A 16,813-nucleotide genomic window follows, 5' to 3' on the forward strand; every position below is an offset into this window, starting at 1 on the left:
GATGGTTTGTTCTAGCGTGTAATGGCAGGTATAGCCGACGGCAACGGAGGGCATCGATGGATCTTCGTACAAAAGGTTTCACGCTGATCGAGGTGCTGGTGGCCCTTGGCGTGCTGCTGATCCTGATTACCATGGCGGTGCCGTCGTTCACCGGTTCGCTGCAAAGCACCAAGGCCGATACCGAAATCGGTGACCTGCGGCGGGCCTTGAACTTCGCACGAATGGAAGCAATCAACCGTGGCATCACCACGCGCGTTCGCCCCACCACGCAGGGCGGAGCCTGGAGCGGTGAACTGATCGTGTATGACAATACTGGCAATCCGACCACCCCGGCCAATGTATTGCGGGTTGTTCCAGCGATGGGCAGCGGCGCGACTCTGACGCTAACCTCAGATGTGACCAGTGTCGATTTCAACAACCTCGGCGGATTATCGGGACTGGCCGTGCCGGTGAGCTTCAATTACGTACGGGGGACGCAAAGCAGGACGCTGAATGTTTGCCTCAATGGACGAATCGTATTGAATGGAAATTGCGGATGAAGGGTTGCAGTAGAAAGGCGCAGGAGGGCATGACGCTGATCGAAGTGCTGGTAGCGGTGCTGATCCTCGGCGTGGGCTTGCTGGGCGCGGCGATGATCCAGCTCAATGCGCTCAAATACACCGACAGCTCGCGCATGACCAGCCAGGCCAGTTTCATTGCCTATGACCTGCTGGACCGCATCCGCGCAAACTCTGCTGCCGACTACACCATCGCTCCACCCGGCTCGCCCAACCTCAACGTGGCCCGGGACCAGGATCTGTACGACTTCAAGACCAACATCATTGCCTTCGGTGGCGCCACGGCCACCGGCATTGTGGCGCTGAACCAGCGGGTCTATACCATCACCATTTCCTGGGACGACGCCCGGGCCGCCAACACGACCAACGCGGCCGAGGCGCGGCGCAGCTTCGTGCTCACCAGCCGTGTCGCCGTCGATCCGGTGGCGGCGACGCCATGAACGGACGCAGCCGGGGCTTCGGCCTGATCGAACTGATGATCGCGCTGGTCATCAGCCTCATCGTCGTGTTGGGCGTCGTGCAGATTTTCATCGCGGCCAAGAACACCTACGTCAGCCAGAACGCTGCCGCCGTCATGCAGGAGGACGCGCGCTTTGCCTTGAGCAAGATGGTCCAGGAGATTCGCATGGTCGGCATGTTCGGTTGCCTGGCGACCGTCATCGATGCTTCCACGGATAACAGTTTCGCCGCCAGCCAGATCACGCCGATCCGCTGGGACAACGCGAACCGCAGGTTGACCCTGGTGACGGCGGACATTGGCGGTGGCGGCAACGCGCCGACCTGGACCGTTGTCTCCGATTGCCGCACCTCGGCGACGGCCTATTCCAACGCCCGCGCGCCGGCGACGGGTCAGTTGGCCTTCCCGATCCGCCGGTTGGTCTACGGCTTCAACAATGGTCAGTTACTGCTGGGCAGCGGCGTGGGCAATCCGACCATGGCGGTGCTGGTGGACAATGTGCGGGCATTCAACGTGACGTTCGGCATGGCCGGCAGTGCGACGGACATCGCTGCCACCAGCTACAGCGCCAACCCGAGCGACCCGGCGCTGATCCGCAGCGTACGCCTGACCCTGACGCTGTTCGATCCGCGGAACACCGTGCGCGACCAGACGTTCAACGTGGTCGCCGCTTTGCGAAACCGGCTGCTATGAAAGAGCGATCGATGAGTTCGACGGGGCACAAGCACGGCCAGCGCGGCATGGCATTGCTGGTCAGCCTGGTCTTTTTGTTGTTGCTGACATTGATCGGCCTTTCGTCCATGCAGAGCGCCACGCTCCAGGAAAAAATGACCAGCAGCGTCATGCAGCGCAACCAGTCGTTCCAGCTGGCCGAGGCCGCGCTGAGGGTGGGAGAGAGCGCGGTGCAGGTCGAGACGTATTCATTGCCGGTCTGTACCTCCACGGCTCAATGTGCGCCACCGGCCGAGTCGGCGACGGTGACGGTGGCAGGACGCAACTCTTCGTCGGGCGTGCTCTGGGTGGCCGCCGCCGGTGGGTTTTATGGCGTGCAGAACATCGGTACGACGCTCACGGCTGTCAACGTGCCGATCAACACCTCGGCGACGCTGTACCGGATCACCGCGGTGGCTGTGGTGGGCAACAACCAGCGCAGCGTGGTGGAGAGCATCTATGCGAAATATTAGGGCGCTGCTCGGTTCGTTGTGGGTGGCGTTGCTCAGCCTTTACCTGGCGGCGCCGGTCTATGGCTTCACGCCTTCGGAATCGCCATTGTTGAGCGCGGCGGCGGTGACGCCCAACGTGATGCTGCTGATCGATGACTCGGGGAGTATGAATAACATTATCTGGGCGGCGGGGTTTGATCCGAATGTGTCGCGTCCAGCAGTTTATAACTGCAGTTCCAACACCAGTTGTTCCAACGGCGTGCTGCTGGATCCCGACGATGGGAACGTCCTGCTGGCCAGCCTGCTCCGTGGTAGCTGCACGAGCGGCTGGTATGGGTTCTACCGTGGCAACCTGGGCAAGGTCTGCCTGCGCTTGCCGGACCCGGTGGGCGGTGGCAATACCCGCTATACCACCAAATATCTGGCTTATCTGCTGACCTTGGCCAACGGCTCGAATCGCGATTTCACCACCGGCTCGATTCCCAGCGACTATCGAATCAACGTCGCACGGGATGTTTCCAATGACCTGGTGACCGGTAACCGTGCCTTGCGAATAGGCCTTGCTACCTTCAATCCGCCCAACAGCACCAACTCCGGACCGGGGGGCTACATCGCTCGCGCGGTCAGCGACCTGTCGCCTGTCAGCGGTAGCGTGAGCCAGACTCAGGCCAATACCAACTACACCGCGCTGATCAATGCCATCAACGGCCTGGGCGCCGTCGCGAATACACCGCTGGCCGAGAGCTATTACGAAGTAACCCGCTATTTCCGAGGCATGGCGCCGTTTTACAACGGTACACCCAGCACCTACACCAGCCCGATCCAGTATCGATGCCAGAAAAATTTTGGGGTGGTGATCACCGATGGTTTGCCCACCTATGACCGAACGTTTCCCACCAACGACCCGTTGGGGGGAAGTCGTTTGCCGAACTGGGATGGCATCAGCACCAACGATGGTACCGATCCCGCAGGTGACGGCGAGGGCGACACACTTTATCTGGACGACATCGCCAAATTCGCCTTCGACATCGACATGCGCACCACCGGCACCGACGTCACTGGGAAAAGCTGGGAGTCGGCCGATTTCCGCCGCCAATACCTCAACACCTACACCGTCGGATTCACCGCCACCAACCAAATGTTGTCCGACGCAGCCCGCTACGGCGCGGGCAAGTATTACCAGGCCACGGACAGCGAGGGCTTGAACTCTGCGCTGTCATCCGCCCTGAGCGACATTACCTCCAAGGCCGGCTCGGGGGGCGGCGGCACCAGCAATGGCGCGACGCTGTCCAGCACGTCCAGTTACTACCAGACCACCTACGACCCCAAGGATTGGCGCGGCACGATCAAGGCGTTTGGTTTCACCTCGACCGGAACGGTCAACACCGCTGCGATGCAATGGACCACCGACACCGCCATCGTGCCCGGCGCCACGGCGCCGATCTATCAATCCTGGAACACCGCCACCAACGTGCCGATCACGCTGGCCTACGGCAACTTCTCGCCGGCCCAGCAGACCAGCCTGAGCCAAGGCTTGCCCACAGGCATCACCGGCAACGACCTGGTGGAATGGAGCAAGGGCACCAACAAGACGGGGTTGAAAGTGCGCAGCGTCCTGCTCGGGGACATCATCAATTCACCGCTGGTGCTGGCCTCGCCCAACGACCAGACCGCCTCGGACCTGGTGGGCGACACCAGCTACAGCACCTACCTGGCGACCAAGGCGACGAACATGAATGCCAGCCTGGTGGTGAACGCCAATGACGGTTTCTTCAGCGTGATCAACAGCACGAATGGAACCCGGCGTTACGCCTACATGCCATCGAGCGTGCTGCCTTCGCTGGAGATGATCGCCGATCCCGCCTACATCAATGGCGTGAGCCACAAGTTTCTGGTGGACGGGCAGGTCGGCGTATTCGATGCGCAACTGGGCAGCGTCTGGAAAACCCTCGCCTTGGGCGGCACAGGTGCGGGAGGGCGGGCTTTTTATGCGGTGCAACTGTTCGATGCGTCGGCGGGTAACGCGATCCGGGCACTGTGGGAAATCAGCGCGCCAGCAATCGCCAACACTGTCCATCCCTTCAACGACCTGGGCTACGCCTACGCGCGACCCGAAGTCGCGCGCCTGGCGGACGGTCGCTGGGCTGCGTTCATTTCCAACGGTTATGGCAGCAATAGCGGCGTGGCGGCGTTGTACGTGGTGGACATTCGTGACGGTTCGCTGATTCGCAAAATCGTCGTCAACAGCAGCGAAACCGATAACGGGCTGTCATCGGTCAAGCTGCGGGTCAACTCCCAGAACGTGGTGCAAGCCGCCTATGGCGGTGACTTGAAAGGGCGGATGTGGAAATTCGACCTCAGTGGCACCTCCCCGACCGCCTGGGGCTTGGCGTTTGCTGGCCAGCCATTGTTTACCGCTCCCGGTGGGGCGACCCAGCCGATCACTGCACAGCCTTTGTTGGCGGACAACCCTCAAGGCGGCATCCAGGTGTTTTTCGGCACTGGCAAGTTCAACGAGTCGGCCGACAAGCTCAACAAGGACCTGCAAGGGTTCTATTCGATCTGGGATGCTGTCGGCGGCGGGGGGCAAATCACCGTGGCGAGCCTTCAGGCCCAATCAATTACCAATATTTTTTCCGGCACGACGGGGCAGTTCGTGACCACCAGCCAGACCGATGTCGCGTATCCCACCAAGAAGGGTTGGTATTTGCCGCTGGTGTACAACAACGCCTTGACCGGGGAGCGGGTCATCAACCCGGCCAGTCTGGTGCTCGGGCGTGTGGTCTTCACGACCGCCGCCGTTGATACCACTGACCCGTGCGCCAGCTTCGGGACCGGCAAGCTGATCGAAGTGGATGCGTTCAACGGCAAGATGCTCAACTATGCGGTGCTCGATACCAATAATGATGGTTCGATCAATACCCTGGACACGATTTCCGCTGGCGTGGTGTTCACCGGCGGGATCCCGACCTTGAGTGCCGTCGTCAGTGCCAATGGGGCAACCAATATGGTGGTGAACGACTCCGGTGGTGGTATCACCGACCTGCTGACCAAGTCCGTCGGCGGCAGCCGTCGTATCATGTGGCGACAAATACAGTGAGGTAAGGCATGCACAAATCCAACCGAGGTTTCACCTTGATCGAAATCATGATCGTCATCGCGATCATCGGTATCGTGATCACCATCGGCTATCCGAGCCTGACCGAATACATGAAAAAGGCCCGGCGCACCGAGATCGCCTCGCTGTTGTCGGAGCAGGCGCAGATCCTCGAGCGTCATTATTCGAAGAGTAACGCCTACTCCGGCGTGACCGGCCTGAGCGCCGGCAATGATTTCTACACCATTGCTGCGACGACGCTGACGGACCAGGCCTTCACTCTCACCGCCGTGCGCAGGACCGGATCGTCCATGGCGACGGACAAGTGTGGGGATTTCAGGATCGACAACACAGGCAAGCGGGACATCGTCAACGCCGCTGCCGGGGTCACCGCCAAGGACTGTTGGGGCCGCTGAGTTAATCTTTTTTTGGGCGCCGTTTGCGCCCTTTGTCTTGAGAGTCGAAACAGAACATGACCAGGCAACAGCAAGTGGTGATCGTCGGCGGCGGAGTCATTGGCCTGCTGACCGCATTCAATCTCGCCTCGGAAGGGCAGCGCGTGGTGCTGCTGGATCGCTCCGGCGTCGGCCAAGAGGCTTCCTGGGCGGGCGGCGGTATCGTTTCGCCCCTATACCCATGGCGGTATAGCCCGGCGGTCACCGCGCTGGCCCATTGGTCGCAGGATTTTTATCCACAGCTGGGAGAACGTTTGTTCGCGGCTACCGGCATTGATCCGCAAGTGCGTGTCACCGGGCTGTATTGGCTGGACCTCGATGACCAGGACGAAGCACTCGCCTGGGCCAAACGGGAAGGGCGCCCGCTGCAGGCTGTGGATATCTCGCAGGTTCACGATGCAGTGCCGGTGCTGGGTTCGGGGTTTTCCCGGGCGATCTACATGGCCGATGTGGCTAACGTGCGTAATCCGCGCTTGGTGAAGTCCCTCAAGGCGGCCTTGCTGGCGATGCCTAATGTCACGCTTCACGAACACTGCGAAGTCGACGGGTTCATTCGCGACGGTGAGTACGTAGTGGGGGTGAACAGTTCTGCCGGTGAGATTCGCGGCGATCAGGTGGTCTTGGCCGCTGGCGCCTGGAGTGGCGAGCTGCTCAAGACGCTGGGCTTGAAGCTGCCGGTCGAGCCGGTGAAGGGACAGATGATCCTGTACAAATGCGCGGAGGATTTTCTCTCGAGCATGGTCCTGGCCAAGGGGCGCTATGCGATCCCGCGCCGTGACGGACATATCCTGGTTGGCAGTACGCTGGAGCGTGAGGGCTTTGACAAGACGCCGACCGATGCGGCGCTGGAGAGTCTCAAGGCTTCGGCGGTGGCGCTGATTCCCGAGCTTGCCGATGCCGAGGTGGTAGGGCATTGGGCTGGGTTGCGGCCGGGGTCGCCGGAAGGGATTCCCTTCATTGGTAAAGTGCCGGGGTTTGCGGGGCTTTGGTTGAACTGCGGGCATTATCGCAATGGGCTGGTGCTGGCGCCGGCTTCGTGTCGGTTGTTTGTGGATGTGATGTTGGGGCGGGAGCCGGTGATTGACCCTGTGCCTTATGCGCCGGCGGGGCGGTTGTAAGGTTCGGTTTTGATACTGCACCTATACTCAGACCCAATTGTGGGAGCGAGCTTGCTCGCGAAAGCATTCTCACAATCGATGAAGATGTTGAATGTGCCGGCCTCTTCGCGAGCAAGCTCGCTCCCACAGGTTTTTGGGTTGTGTGCAGATGTGTGAATATCTGCAAAACCATGTGGGAGCGAGCCTGCTCGCGAAAGCGGTGGTTCAGCTAAATAAATCCTGGCTGACGCCGCGCTCTTGCTCTTGCTCTTGCTCTTGCTCTTGCTTTGGATCTTGATCTTGATCTTGGCGCCCCGTTAAACCACGCTGGCCGAACGCAGGCATTGCGCAGTGGGCATCCCGGCATGGATGCCGGGATAGCCGCGCAGGGCCATGGATGGCCCATCGCGGCGGGCCCACGGAGCAATGCCGGAGTGAGGGCACACCGAGCCTAGGCGAGGTGCCGAGTGGTGGGGCAGAGCGTTTTTGGTTACTTTTGGCGCTCTTTCCAAAAGTGACCCGCTGTAAGAGCGGAACCGCCAGCAGCCGTTACCGCAGAAACGGATATACACACCGCCTCACAGCCAGCCAACCAGCCTTTGTGGGAATGGTCGGACAACTCCCTGATCCAAGCCGAATTTTCCGACGAGTTCTGGCGGTTGCCGTGACCGGGCGGTAGACGATGCTCTGCGGTAATCACACCCCCCCCGCTATGAGCTAATCCAACCCCAACTTCTTCAACCGATACCGCATCGACCGAAACGACAACTTCAACCGCTGTGCCGCCGCCGTGCGATTCCAGCGGGTCTCCTCAAGCGCCTGGAGGATGACCTTGCGCTCGACGTCTTCCAGATAATCTTCCAGATTATCGACCCACACCAGATCGGGATTGGCCACATCGCCTGCAACGTTGCTCTCGGCAAGGCGCAGGTCATCGGCCTCGATCTGCTGGCGTTCGCAGAGGGTGTAGGCCCGTTCGAGCATGTTCTCCAGCTCCCGCACGTTGCCGGGAAAACGGTAATTGCGCAGCGCGTCGAGTGCCGCTGGATGCAGCTTTGCCGCCGGATTGCCAGTGCTGGCGGCCAGGCGCTGAAGCATGTAGTTGGCCAGTGGCTCGATGTCTTCACGGCGTTCACGCAGGGGCGGGACGCGCAGTTCGATGACGTTCAGTCGGTAATACAGATCCTGACGAAAGCGCCCGGCGGCGACTTCGGCGTCGAGGTCTTTGTGAGTGGCGCAGAGGATCCGCACATCCACCACTTCTTCTTGCTGGCCGCCGACGGCGCGCACGGCTTTTTCCTGGATGGCGCGCAGGAGCTTGACCTGCATCGCCAGCGGCAGGTCGGCTACTTCGTCGAGGAACAGCGTCCCGCCGTGGGCGGCCTGAAACAACCCGGGCTTGTCTTCGATAGCACCGCTGAAGCTGCCTTTGCGGTGGCCGAAAAACTCGCTTTCCATCAGTTCAGTGGGAATTGCCCCGCAGTTGACCGGCACGAAAGGCTGGCCGGCGCGCGGCCCTTGTTCATGGATCAGGCGGGCGACCAATTCCTTGCCACTGCCCGACTCGCCGCTGATATAGACCGGCGCCTGGCTTCGGGCCAGTTTTTCGATTTGCTTGCGCACGCCGCGCATTGGCGGCGAATCACCCAACAGAGCGCGTTCGACGGTCGCGCCGGGCGTGGTGCCCGGTGATAGGCGCAGGGCGCTACCGACCAATTCCCGCAGGCGAGTGAGATCGACTGGTTTGGTCAGGAAATCGAAGGCGCCAGCCTTCAGGGCATCGATGGCGACTTCCAGGCTGCCATAGGCGGTGATCATCGCCACGGGGAGTTGGGAATACCGTTGCTGGATGTGTTTGACCAGCTCCAGGCCTGTGCCATCGGGCAGGCGCATGTCGGTGAGGCACAGGTCGAAGGTTTCGGCCGCCAGCAGGGATTGGGCCTCGCTGAGATTCTTGGCGCTGCGGGTGTCGAGTTTCATCCTGCCCAGGGTGATTTCCAGGAGTTCGCGGATGTCCGGCTCATCATCGACGATCAGGATTCTTTGCCGTGAGCGTGTATTCAAATCTGTTTCCGTCCGTGAGCAAAGGTGATGCGAAAGCAACCGCCGCCATGGCGTGGTTTGAAGTCTAGGCGGGCCTGGTTGCTTTCGCACAGCTCACGGGACAGATAGAGCCCAAGGCCGGTGCCTTGGCTGCTGGTGGTGAAAAAAGGTTCGAACAGGTGCGCCTGCTGGTCGGGCGTTACGCCTGGGCCGTTGTCGATGATGTCCAGCGTGGCCAGTTGGCTATGGGGATCGACGAACAGCTTCAGCCAGGCCTCGGCCTTGTCATGGACCAGCGCGCTGTGGCGCCAGGCGTTGCGCAACAGGTTGTCGAGCACTTGGGTCAGCTGGTCGGGGTCCATGAGCGTGATGTAGTCGCCGGGGTCGATGCTCAGGTGAAGTTGTTGATGTCCTTCCGCGCTTTCGCGGGCCTGCCGGACAAAGTGTTCGAGGCAGCTTCGCAAATCCAGGCGCTGAGGGGCGGTTTGCTGGCGACGGGACAGTTGCAGAACGTTTTCGATGACGCGATTCATTCGTTGGGAGTGATCTTGAATAATCTGCGTCAGACGCCGGTCCGCGTCGTTCAGTTCCTCGGACTCGCGCAGCAATTGCGCGGCGTGGCTGATTGCGCCCAGCGGATTGCGGATTTCATGGGCGATACCGGCGGTAAGACGCCCAAGGGATGCGAGCTTCAATTGCTGGGCGTGCTGGGCTACCTGGGCCAGGTCTTCGAGAAATATCAGGATCTGTTGCTGATCCTCCGCTCCGAGGGCGATGAAGCTGGGTTGCAGGGTCAGGCCCGTGCCGCTGATGGTCAGGCTTTGCGGGCGCAGGCTGGGGTTGTTCAGCCACAACTGCAATCGCTCGACCAAGGCGCTGGAGTAATCGTCGATCCGTTGGCCGACCAGGTCATGCATGCCCAGCAGGTTCAAGGCGCTTTCGTTGGCCAGTTGAACCCTGCGTTGGCGATCCAGGACCAGGATGCCGGTGCGCATGCGCTGCAGGATCAGCGCATTGAGGGCTTCGAGGCTGAGCACCTCGCTGGCCTTCTGCTCGGCCAGGGTTTCGCTGGCTTCCAGTCGTCGGGTCAGGCGCTGCACCAGCAACGCGGCGGCAAAGCACAGGGCGCCCAGGGTGCCTGCTTGCAGATAGCTGCTGGGTCGGCTCGAATCGCTGAGACCGAGCACGAACGTCGAGCCAACGATGCCCAGGGTGGCGACGGCGGCGATCAACAGGCCGATTCGGCCCCGCAGCAAGGTGTTGCTGATCGCCACCGAGACGATGATCAGGTTGCCAATGGCGCTGGGGGCGCCGCCGGCGACGAAGAACAGCCACGACAGCAGCAGGACGTCGGTCAATGCCAGGCCGAACAACTGGGCAGGACGGCGGGTGTTTTCCAGAAACACCACCAGCAGGATGTTCAGTACCAGGTATAACCAACTGCCGCTGCGCAGCAGATCGTCGTTGGCGAACTCCAGCAGGCGGTTGTCCATGTTGCTGGAAATCAGCAGCACCAGGGTGATGCCGATGCTGAGGCGGTACAGGTGATAAAGACGCAGCAGGCGCTGCGCCTGTTTGACGCGAGGGAGCGGGGCTTCAGCGCTCACGAGTGCCTGGGCCTTGCTCAAGGTGAGCCTGGCTGCAATACCATTGCTGTTGGAGCGTCAGTGCGCGATCCCGTGGCAGGTGCACGCCGCAATGGGCGCAACGAACCATGGGCGGCGCGTCCTGTTCACGGGTTGCGTTGGGCGCGGAAGTGCTGGCCTTGAATTTGCGCCAGAACCATACCGCGGCGGCAATCAGGGCGATCCAGAACAGTAGACGAAGCATGATGGGCGGCTTTTTGGCTAGAGATCAGGCAGTTTAGCCAAGGACTGGAACGGCGCACAGCGCAATAAAACCCAGGCACAAAAAAGGAGACTCGCGAGTCTCCTTTTTTGTCGGGCCTAGTCTTAGTCGAACAGGCCGAATGTCATGTGGCTGAACCAGGAACGGTCGCCGGACTCGTTCTCAGGCTCGGGTTCTTCGATCACGTCGCCGTTTTCGTCCTTTGGCTTGAGCTCGTTCGGAATCGCTTCCTTGGCGTCCTGGAACTGGCGCTGTACGTCCTGGTTGGCGCGGGTTTCGCCCGGCGGCAACGGTGGACGGGATTCGATCATGCCCAGTGTCGCCTTGCTCAGCCACGAACGGTTGTCCGCCTCGTCGACGCGCGGCGTGAACTGGCCGTCGACCAGGGAAGGGTGGTCCGGGTAGTTCAGCTTCAGGGTTTCCAGGCTGGTGGCCGCGAGCTCATCCAGGTGCAGGCGCTGGTAGGCTTCGGTCATCACCGCCAGGCCGTCGCCGACCGATGGGGTTTCCTGGAAGTTTTCCACCACGTAGCGGCCACGGTTGGCGGCGGCAACGTAGGCCTGGCGGGTCAGGTAGTAGTCGGCCACGTGGATTTCGTAGGAAGCCAGCAGGTTGCGCAGGTAGATCATGCGCTGCTTGGCATCAGGCGAATAGCGGCTGTTGGGGAAGCGGCTGGTCAGCTGGGCGAACTCGTTGTAGGAGTCGCGCGCGGCGCCCGGGTCACGCTTGGTCATGTCCAGCGGCAGGAAGCGCGCCAGCAGGCCGACGTCCTGGTCGAAGGAGGTCAGGCCCTTGAGGTAGTAGGCGTAATCGACGTTCGGGTGCTGCGGGTGCAGACGAATGAAGCGCTCGGCGGCGGACTTGGCCGCTTCCGGCTCGGCGTTCTTGTAGTTGGCGTAGATCAACTCCAGCTGCGCCTGGTCGGCGTAGCGACCGAACGGATACCGCGACTCCAGCGCCTTCAATTTGGCGGTGGCGCTGGTATAGCTGTTGTTGTCCAGGTCGTTCTGCGCCTGTTGGTACAGTTCGACTTCGCTCAGGTTTTCGTCTACGACTTCCTTCGACGAGCAAGCAGCAGTCAATGCGAGGATGGCGATCAGCAGCAGGTGTTTCACTTGCATGGCGGCTTGCGTCCCTATGACGGCCGCTGTCTTGGGCGGGGCCGTCCTGTTATGATGAGCGCCCCGTTGAAAAGCCTCGGGGCAAAAGACGCCGTATTTAACCACAAGCGCGCAGCCGAAACCAAAGGCTGTGCCGACGCCCAGTCCGAGCATGTCCGATAAAATAGAACTTCGCGCAGAGGTGCCGTCCGATTTGGGCGGCCAACGCCTCGATCAAGTCGCCGCCCAACTCTTCGCTGAGCATTCGCGCTCGCGCCTTTCCGCCTGGATCAAGGACGGCCGCCTGACGGTGGACGGGGCGGTGATCCGTCCGCGCGACATCGTCCATGGCGGTGCCATCCTCGAGCTGACCGCCGAGCAGGAGGCCCAGGGAGAATGGGTCGCCCAGGACATCGCCCTGGACATCGTCTATGAAGATGACGACATCCTGGTGATCAACAAGCCTGCGGGCCTGGTGGTTCACCCGGCGGCCGGTCATGCCGATGGTACCCTGCTGAACGCCTTGTTGCACCACGTGCCGGACATCATCAATGTGCCTCGCGCCGGTATCGTGCATCGCCTGGACAAGGACACCACCGGCCTGATGGTGGTCGCCAAGACCATCCAGGCGCAGACACAACTGGTCACGCAACTGCAAAGCCGCAGCGTCAGCCGCATCTATGAGTGCATCGTGATCGGTGTAGTCACCGCTGGCGGCAAGATCAACGCGCCGATCGGCCGTCACGGCCAGCAACGCCAGCGCATGGCGGTGATGGAAGGTGGCAAGCAGGCGGTCAGTCATTACCGCGTGCTGGAGCGTTTCCGTTCCCACACGCATGTGCGGGTCAAGCTGGAAACCGGCCGTACCCACCAGATTCGCGTGCACATGGCCCACATCAATTTCCCATTGGTGGGCGACCCGGCCTATGGCGGTCGCTTCCGCATTCCGCCGGCTGCCAGCCAGACCATGGTCGAATCGCTGAAGAATTTCCCGCGCCAGGCGCTGCACGCACGTTTCCTGGAGCTGGATCACCCGACGACCGGCAAGCGCATGAGCTGGGAGTCGCCGTTGCCGGATGATTTCGTCTGGCTGCTGACGTTGCTCAAGCAGGACCGCGAGGCGTTCATCGGATGAGTGACTGGCTGATACCCGACTGGCCCGCGCCGGCCCGGGTCAAGGCCTGCGTCACCACCCGCGAGGGCGGCGTCAGCCTGGCGCCGTTCGACAGCCTCAACCTGGGCGATCATGTGGGCGACAACCCTGCGGCTGTTGCCGAAAACCGTCGTCGCCTCACTGATCACTTCGTCATGCGTCCGGCCTGGTTGCAGCAAGTGCATGGCATCGATGTGGTCGAGGCTGATCCGGCCCAAGTCATCACCGCCGATGCCAGTTGGAGCGCCACGCCGGGCATCGCTTGCACGGCGATGACGGCGGATTGCCTGCCGGTATTGTTCTGCAATCGTGCCGGCACCCATGTCGCGGCAGCCCATGCCGGTTGGCGGGGGCTGGCGAACGGGGTGCTGGAGGCTACGCTCGACAGCCTGCAGCAGCCCAACGAAGAGATTCTCGCCTGGCTTGGCCCGGCCATTGGCCCGCAAGCCTTTGAGGTCGGCCCGGAAGTGCGCGAAGCCTTCATCGCCCGTCTTCCGTCGACGGCCCAGGCCTTTGCGCCAAGCCCCAATGCTGGCAAATTCCTCGCGGATATCTACGCCTTGGCACGGCTGCGCCTGGCGGCACGTGGCGTAACCGCAGTCTATGGTGGCGGCTTGTGCACCGTGACCGATCCTCGCTTCTTTTCCTACCGGCGCAATCCGCGCACCGGTCGTTTCGCCTCCCTGATCTGGCTTGAACGCTAGACTCCCCTGATCTGCATCAACAGCGCGTTGCTTGAATCTTCCAGAATCGACCACATCTATAGCGGTATCTGGCAGGTTTCTTCATTCAGGATGTTTCTCTAGGTCCGGCCTGCTCATTAGGAAGGTGACCCATGCGTATTGATCGTTTAACCAGCAAATTGCAATTGGCCCTGTCCGACGCCCAGTCCCTGGCCGTCGGCCTGGATCATCCCGGTATCGAACCGGCGCACTTGATGCAAGCCATGCTCGAACAGCAGGGCGGCTCCATCAAGCCCCTGCTGATGCAGGTGGGCTTTGACGTCAACAGCCTGCGCAAAGAGTTGGCCAAGGAACTCGACCAACTGCCCAAGATCCAGAACCCCACCGGCGACGTGAACATGTCCCAGGATCTGGCGCGGCTGCTCAACCAGGCTGACCGCCTGGCCCAGCAGAAGGGCGACCAGTTCATTTCCAGCGAGCTGGTGCTGCTCGCCGCGATGGATGAGAACAGCAAACTCGGCAAATTGTTGCTCGGCCAAGGCGTGAGCAAGAAAGCCCTGGAAAACGCCATCAACAACCTGCGTGGCGGCGATGCCGTAAACGACCCCAACCACGAGGAAGCCCGCCAGGCCCTGGATAAATACACCGTTGACCTGACCAAGCGCGCCGAGGAAGGCAAGCTCGACCCGGTGATTGGCCGTGACGATGAAATCCGCCGCACCATCCAGGTCCTGCAACGTCGTACCAAGAACAACCCGGTGCTGATCGGTGAGCCTGGCGTGGGCAAGACCGCCATCGCCGAAGGCTTGGCCCAGCGCATCATCAACGGCGAAGTGCCCGATGGGCTGCGGGGCAAACGCCTGTTGTCTCTGGACATGGGGGCGCTGATCGCTGGCGCCAAGTACCGCGGCGAATTCGAAGAGCGGCTCAAGGCCCTGCTCAATGAACTGTCGAAGCAGGAAGGGCAGATCATTTTGTTCATCGACGAACTGCACACGATGGTCGGTGCTGGCAAGGGCGAAGGCTCGATGGACGCCGGCAACATGCTCAAGCCTGCGCTGGCTCGCGGCGAGCTGCATTGTGTCGGTGCGACCACCCTCAATGAATATCGCCAGTACATCGAGAAAGACGCGGCCCTGGAGCGGCGCTTCCAGAAAGTGCTGGTGGAGGAGCCGAGTGAAGAAGACACCATCGCGATCCTGCGCGGCCTGAAGGAGCGCTACGAGGTTCACCATAAAGTGGCGATCACCGATGGCGCGATCATCGCGGCGGCCAAGCTCAGCCATCGCTATATCACCGACCGTCAGTTGCCGGACAAGGCCATCGACTTGATCGACGAGGCCGCCAGCCGTATCCGCATGGAAATCGACTCCAAGCCGGAAGTGCTGGATCGGTTGGAGCGACGCTTGATTCAACTCAAGGTCGAATCCCAGGCCCTGAAGAAAGAAAGCGACGAAGCAGCGAAAAAGCGTCTGGAGCGGTTGCAGGAAGAAATCGTTCGCCACGAGCGCGAGTATTCCGATCTAGAGGAAATCTGGAACTCGGAGAAAGCCGAAGTCCAGGGTTCTGCGCAGATCCAGCAGAAGATCGAACAGTCCCGCCAGGAACTGGAAGCGGCCCGCCGTAAAGGCGACCTCAACCGCATGGCCGAGCTGCAGTACGGGGTGATCCCCGACCTGGAGCGCAGCCTGCAGATGGTCGACCAGCACGGCAAGAGCGAAAACCAGCTGCTGCGCAGCAAGGTCACGGAGGAAGAAATCGCCGAAGTGGTGTCCAAGTGGACCGGCATTCCAGTCTCGAAGATGCTCGAAGGCGAGCGCGACAAGTTGTTGAAGATGGAAAGCCTGTTGCACCAACGTGTGATCGGCCAGGAAGAAGCAGTGGTAGCAGTGTCCAACGCCGTGCGCCGGTCCCGTGCCGGTTTGTCGGACCCTAACCGTCCGAGCGGCTCGTTCATGTTCCTCGGCCCGACCGGCGTGGGTAAGACCGAGTTGTGCAAGGCGTTGGCCGAATTCCTCTTCGATACCGAGGAAGCCATGGTGCGCATCGACATGTCCGAGTTCATGGAGAAACACTCCGTGGCGCGGCTGATCGGTGCACCGCCGGGCTATGTCGGCTATGAAGAGGGCGGTTATCTGACTGAGGCTGTGCGGCGCAAGCCGTACTCGGTGATCCTGCTCGATGAAGTCGAGAAGGCGCACCCGGATGTGTTCAACATCTTGCTGCAAGTGCTGGAGGATGGTCGCCTGACCGACAGCCACGGCCGTACGGTGGACTTCCGCAACACGGTGATTGTGATGACCTCCAACCTGGGCTCGACGCAGATCCAGGAGCTGGTGGGTGACCGCGAGGCGCAACGTGCCGCAGTGATGGATGCGATCTCGACGCACTTCCGGCCGGAGTTCATCAACCGTGTGGACGAAGTGGTGATCTTCGAGCCGTTGGCCCGTGATCAGATCGCCGGCATCACCGAGATCCAGCTGGGTCGCCTGCGCAGCCGTCTCACCGAGCGCGAGCTGAAGCTGCAACTGAGCGATGAGGCTTTGGACAAGCTGATTGCGGTGGGTTACGACCCGGTCTACGGCGCGCGGCCGCTCAAGCGAGCGATCCAGCGCTGGATCGAAAACCCGTTGGCGCAGTTGATTCTGTCCGGCCGGTTCATGCCGGGCGAAACCGTGACCGGTACGGTGGAAAACGACGAAATCGTTTTCAACTGAAGACCGGCGCTGCCGGTGATTGGAATGGCCTCGTCTTGCGAGGCCATTTTTTTCATCAGGCCGTTGAACTCTAAGGAAAAGGCTTGTAAAGTGCGCCCCGCAGTACGTCACCCCCAAGGTCACTTCTCACTGAGAGGGAGCCTAAAACAAGTTGCAAATCATTGTCTTGAAAGCAATTTAAGGGGTTGACAGAGGTTTTGAAGATTGTAGAATAGCGCGCCTCAGACACACGAACGCAGCGATGCAGACGGGTGAAGAGGTTGAAGCTAGCTTCAATGCAGTAACTTGAAATATCAGTTCCGTGATAGCTCAGTCGGTAGAGCAAATGACTGTTAATCATTGGGTCCCAGGTTCGAGTCCTGGTCACGGAGCCATTTCAATCGGGGTATAGCGCAGTCCGGTAGCGCGCCTGCTTTGGGAGCAGGATGTCAGGAGTTCGAATC

Annotated in this window: 14 protein-coding genes and 1 tRNA gene; 11 read left to right on the forward strand and 4 right to left on the reverse strand. The window is 61.0% G+C overall.

Annotation, left to right across the window (positions count from 1 at the left end):
* Positions 1 to 56 precede the first annotated feature (56 nt).
* From FHK92_RS22300 to thiO, 7 genes are read left to right on the forward strand one after another with little or no spacing between them, the layout of a single operon-like run.
* A complete protein-coding gene (locus FHK92_RS22300) occupies positions 57 to 539 on the forward strand; it encodes a GspH/FimT family pseudopilin (protein ID WP_181290015.1) in 483 nt (160 codons plus the stop codon).
* Positions 536 to 997, forward strand: coding sequence for a type IV pilus modification protein PilV (pilV, locus tag FHK92_RS22305; RefSeq protein WP_181290016.1), 462 nt, complete (start codon positions 536 to 538; stop codon positions 995 to 997). The genes FHK92_RS22300 and pilV overlap by 4 nt, the downstream gene beginning before the upstream one ends.
* Positions 994 to 1,707, forward strand: a complete 714-nt coding sequence (locus tag FHK92_RS22310; protein WP_181290017.1) for a PilW family protein — start codon at positions 994 to 996, stop codon at positions 1,705 to 1,707. Before pilV ends, FHK92_RS22310 begins: the two co-directional genes overlap by 4 nt.
* Entirely contained in the window at positions 1,704 to 2,198 is a 495-nt protein-coding gene (locus FHK92_RS22315; RefSeq protein ID WP_181290018.1) for a pilus assembly PilX family protein, read from the forward strand. Before FHK92_RS22310 ends, FHK92_RS22315 begins: the two co-directional genes overlap by 4 nt.
* The gene (locus tag FHK92_RS22320) at positions 2,185 to 5,277 is read left to right on the forward strand and encodes a pilus assembly protein (RefSeq protein WP_181290019.1); all 3,093 of its coding nucleotides are present in this window, start codon (positions 2,185 to 2,187) and stop codon (positions 5,275 to 5,277) included. The genes FHK92_RS22315 and FHK92_RS22320 overlap by 14 nt, the downstream gene beginning before the upstream one ends.
* A gap of 8 nt (positions 5,278 to 5,285) precedes the next feature.
* Complete coding sequence (locus FHK92_RS22325) at positions 5,286 to 5,690, forward strand: type IV pilin protein (RefSeq protein ID WP_181290020.1); 405 nt, start codon at positions 5,286 to 5,288, stop codon at positions 5,688 to 5,690.
* Between the two features lie 56 nt (positions 5,691 to 5,746).
* Complete coding sequence (thiO, locus tag FHK92_RS22330) at positions 5,747 to 6,847, forward strand: glycine oxidase ThiO (RefSeq protein ID WP_181290021.1); 1,101 nt, start codon at positions 5,747 to 5,749, stop codon at positions 6,845 to 6,847.
* Between the two features lie 696 nt (positions 6,848 to 7,543).
* Here thiO and FHK92_RS22335 read toward each other — a convergent pair.
* The 4 genes from FHK92_RS22335 to FHK92_RS22350 form a co-directional block, all read right to left on the reverse strand.
* On the reverse strand, positions 7,544 to 8,890 hold the full coding sequence (locus FHK92_RS22335; protein ID WP_181290022.1) for a sigma-54-dependent transcriptional regulator: 1,347 nt from the start codon (positions 8,888 to 8,890) through the stop codon (positions 7,544 to 7,546).
* The gene (locus FHK92_RS22340; RefSeq protein ID WP_181290023.1) at positions 8,887 to 10,476 is read right to left on the reverse strand and encodes a two-component system sensor histidine kinase NtrB; all 1,590 of its coding nucleotides are present in this window, start codon (positions 10,474 to 10,476) and stop codon (positions 8,887 to 8,889) included. Before FHK92_RS22340 ends, FHK92_RS22335 begins: the two co-directional genes overlap by 4 nt.
* Positions 10,466 to 10,699: a PP0621 family protein gene (locus FHK92_RS22345; protein ID WP_181290024.1), complete on the reverse strand. Its 234-nt coding sequence runs from the start codon at positions 10,697 to 10,699 to the stop codon at positions 10,466 to 10,468. The genes FHK92_RS22340 and FHK92_RS22345 overlap by 11 nt, the downstream gene beginning before the upstream one ends.
* A gap of 122 nt (positions 10,700 to 10,821) precedes the next feature.
* Positions 10,822 to 11,838: an outer membrane protein assembly factor BamD gene (locus tag FHK92_RS22350; RefSeq protein ID WP_181290025.1), complete on the reverse strand. Its 1,017-nt coding sequence runs from the start codon at positions 11,836 to 11,838 to the stop codon at positions 10,822 to 10,824.
* A gap of 151 nt (positions 11,839 to 11,989) precedes the next feature.
* Here FHK92_RS22350 and rluD point away from each other — a divergent pair, with 151 nt between their 5' ends.
* The 4 genes from rluD to FHK92_RS22370 all read left to right on the forward strand — a co-directional run bounded on the left by rluD (position 11,990) and on the right by FHK92_RS22370 (position 16,744).
* On the forward strand, positions 11,990 to 12,952 hold the full coding sequence (rluD, locus tag FHK92_RS22355) for a 23S rRNA pseudouridine(1911/1915/1917) synthase RluD (protein ID WP_181290026.1): 963 nt from the start codon (positions 11,990 to 11,992) through the stop codon (positions 12,950 to 12,952).
* Positions 12,949 to 13,674 carry a peptidoglycan editing factor PgeF gene (gene pgeF, locus FHK92_RS22360; RefSeq protein ID WP_181290027.1) on the forward strand — a complete coding sequence of 242 codons (726 nt, stop codon included), beginning with the start codon at positions 12,949 to 12,951 and terminating at the stop codon, positions 13,672 to 13,674. Before rluD ends, pgeF begins: the two co-directional genes overlap by 4 nt.
* 131 nt (positions 13,675 to 13,805) lie before the next feature.
* Complete coding sequence (gene clpB, locus FHK92_RS22365) at positions 13,806 to 16,370, forward strand: ATP-dependent chaperone ClpB (protein WP_181290028.1); 2,565 nt, start codon at positions 13,806 to 13,808, stop codon at positions 16,368 to 16,370.
* A 298-nt stretch (positions 16,371 to 16,668) separates the two neighbouring features.
* Positions 16,669 to 16,744, forward strand: a tRNA-Asn gene (locus tag FHK92_RS22370).
* Positions 16,745 to 16,813: the final 69 nt, after the last annotated feature.

The sequence above is a fragment of the Pseudomonas brassicacearum subsp. neoaurantiaca genome (genome assembly GCF_013608025.1).
In the GTDB taxonomy this organism is placed as follows: domain Bacteria; phylum Pseudomonadota; class Gammaproteobacteria; order Pseudomonadales; family Pseudomonadaceae; genus Aquipseudomonas.

Excerpts from the sequence above, each read along its gene's own strand:
- FHK92_RS22300 (WP_181290015.1), top strand. The coding sequence starts at position 57 with ATGGATCTTCGTACAAAAGGTTTCACGCTGATCGAGGTGCTGGTGGCC.
- pilV (WP_181290016.1), top strand. The coding sequence starts at position 536 with ATGAAGGGTTGCAGTAGAAAGGCGCAGGAGGGCATGACGCTGATCGAA.
- FHK92_RS22310 (WP_181290017.1), top strand. The coding sequence starts at position 994 with ATGAACGGACGCAGCCGGGGCTTCGGCCTGATCGAACTGATGATCGCG.
- FHK92_RS22315 (WP_181290018.1), top strand. The coding sequence starts at position 1,704 with ATGAAAGAGCGATCGATGAGTTCGACGGGGCACAAGCACGGCCAGCGC.
- FHK92_RS22320 (WP_181290019.1), top strand. The coding sequence starts at position 2,185 with ATGCGAAATATTAGGGCGCTGCTCGGTTCGTTGTGGGTGGCGTTGCTC.
- FHK92_RS22325 (WP_181290020.1), top strand. The coding sequence starts at position 5,286 with ATGCACAAATCCAACCGAGGTTTCACCTTGATCGAAATCATGATCGTC.
- thiO (WP_181290021.1), top strand. The coding sequence starts at position 5,747 with ATGACCAGGCAACAGCAAGTGGTGATCGTCGGCGGCGGAGTCATTGGC.
- FHK92_RS22345 (WP_181290024.1), bottom strand. The coding sequence starts at position 10,699 with ATGCTTCGTCTACTGTTCTGGATCGCCCTGATTGCCGCCGCGGTATGG.
- FHK92_RS22350 (WP_181290025.1), bottom strand. The coding sequence starts at position 11,838 with ATGCAAGTGAAACACCTGCTGCTGATCGCCATCCTCGCATTGACTGCT.
- rluD (WP_181290026.1), top strand. The coding sequence starts at position 11,990 with ATGTCCGATAAAATAGAACTTCGCGCAGAGGTGCCGTCCGATTTGGGC.
- pgeF (WP_181290027.1), top strand. The coding sequence starts at position 12,949 with ATGAGTGACTGGCTGATACCCGACTGGCCCGCGCCGGCCCGGGTCAAG.
- clpB (WP_181290028.1), top strand. The coding sequence starts at position 13,806 with ATGCGTATTGATCGTTTAACCAGCAAATTGCAATTGGCCCTGTCCGAC.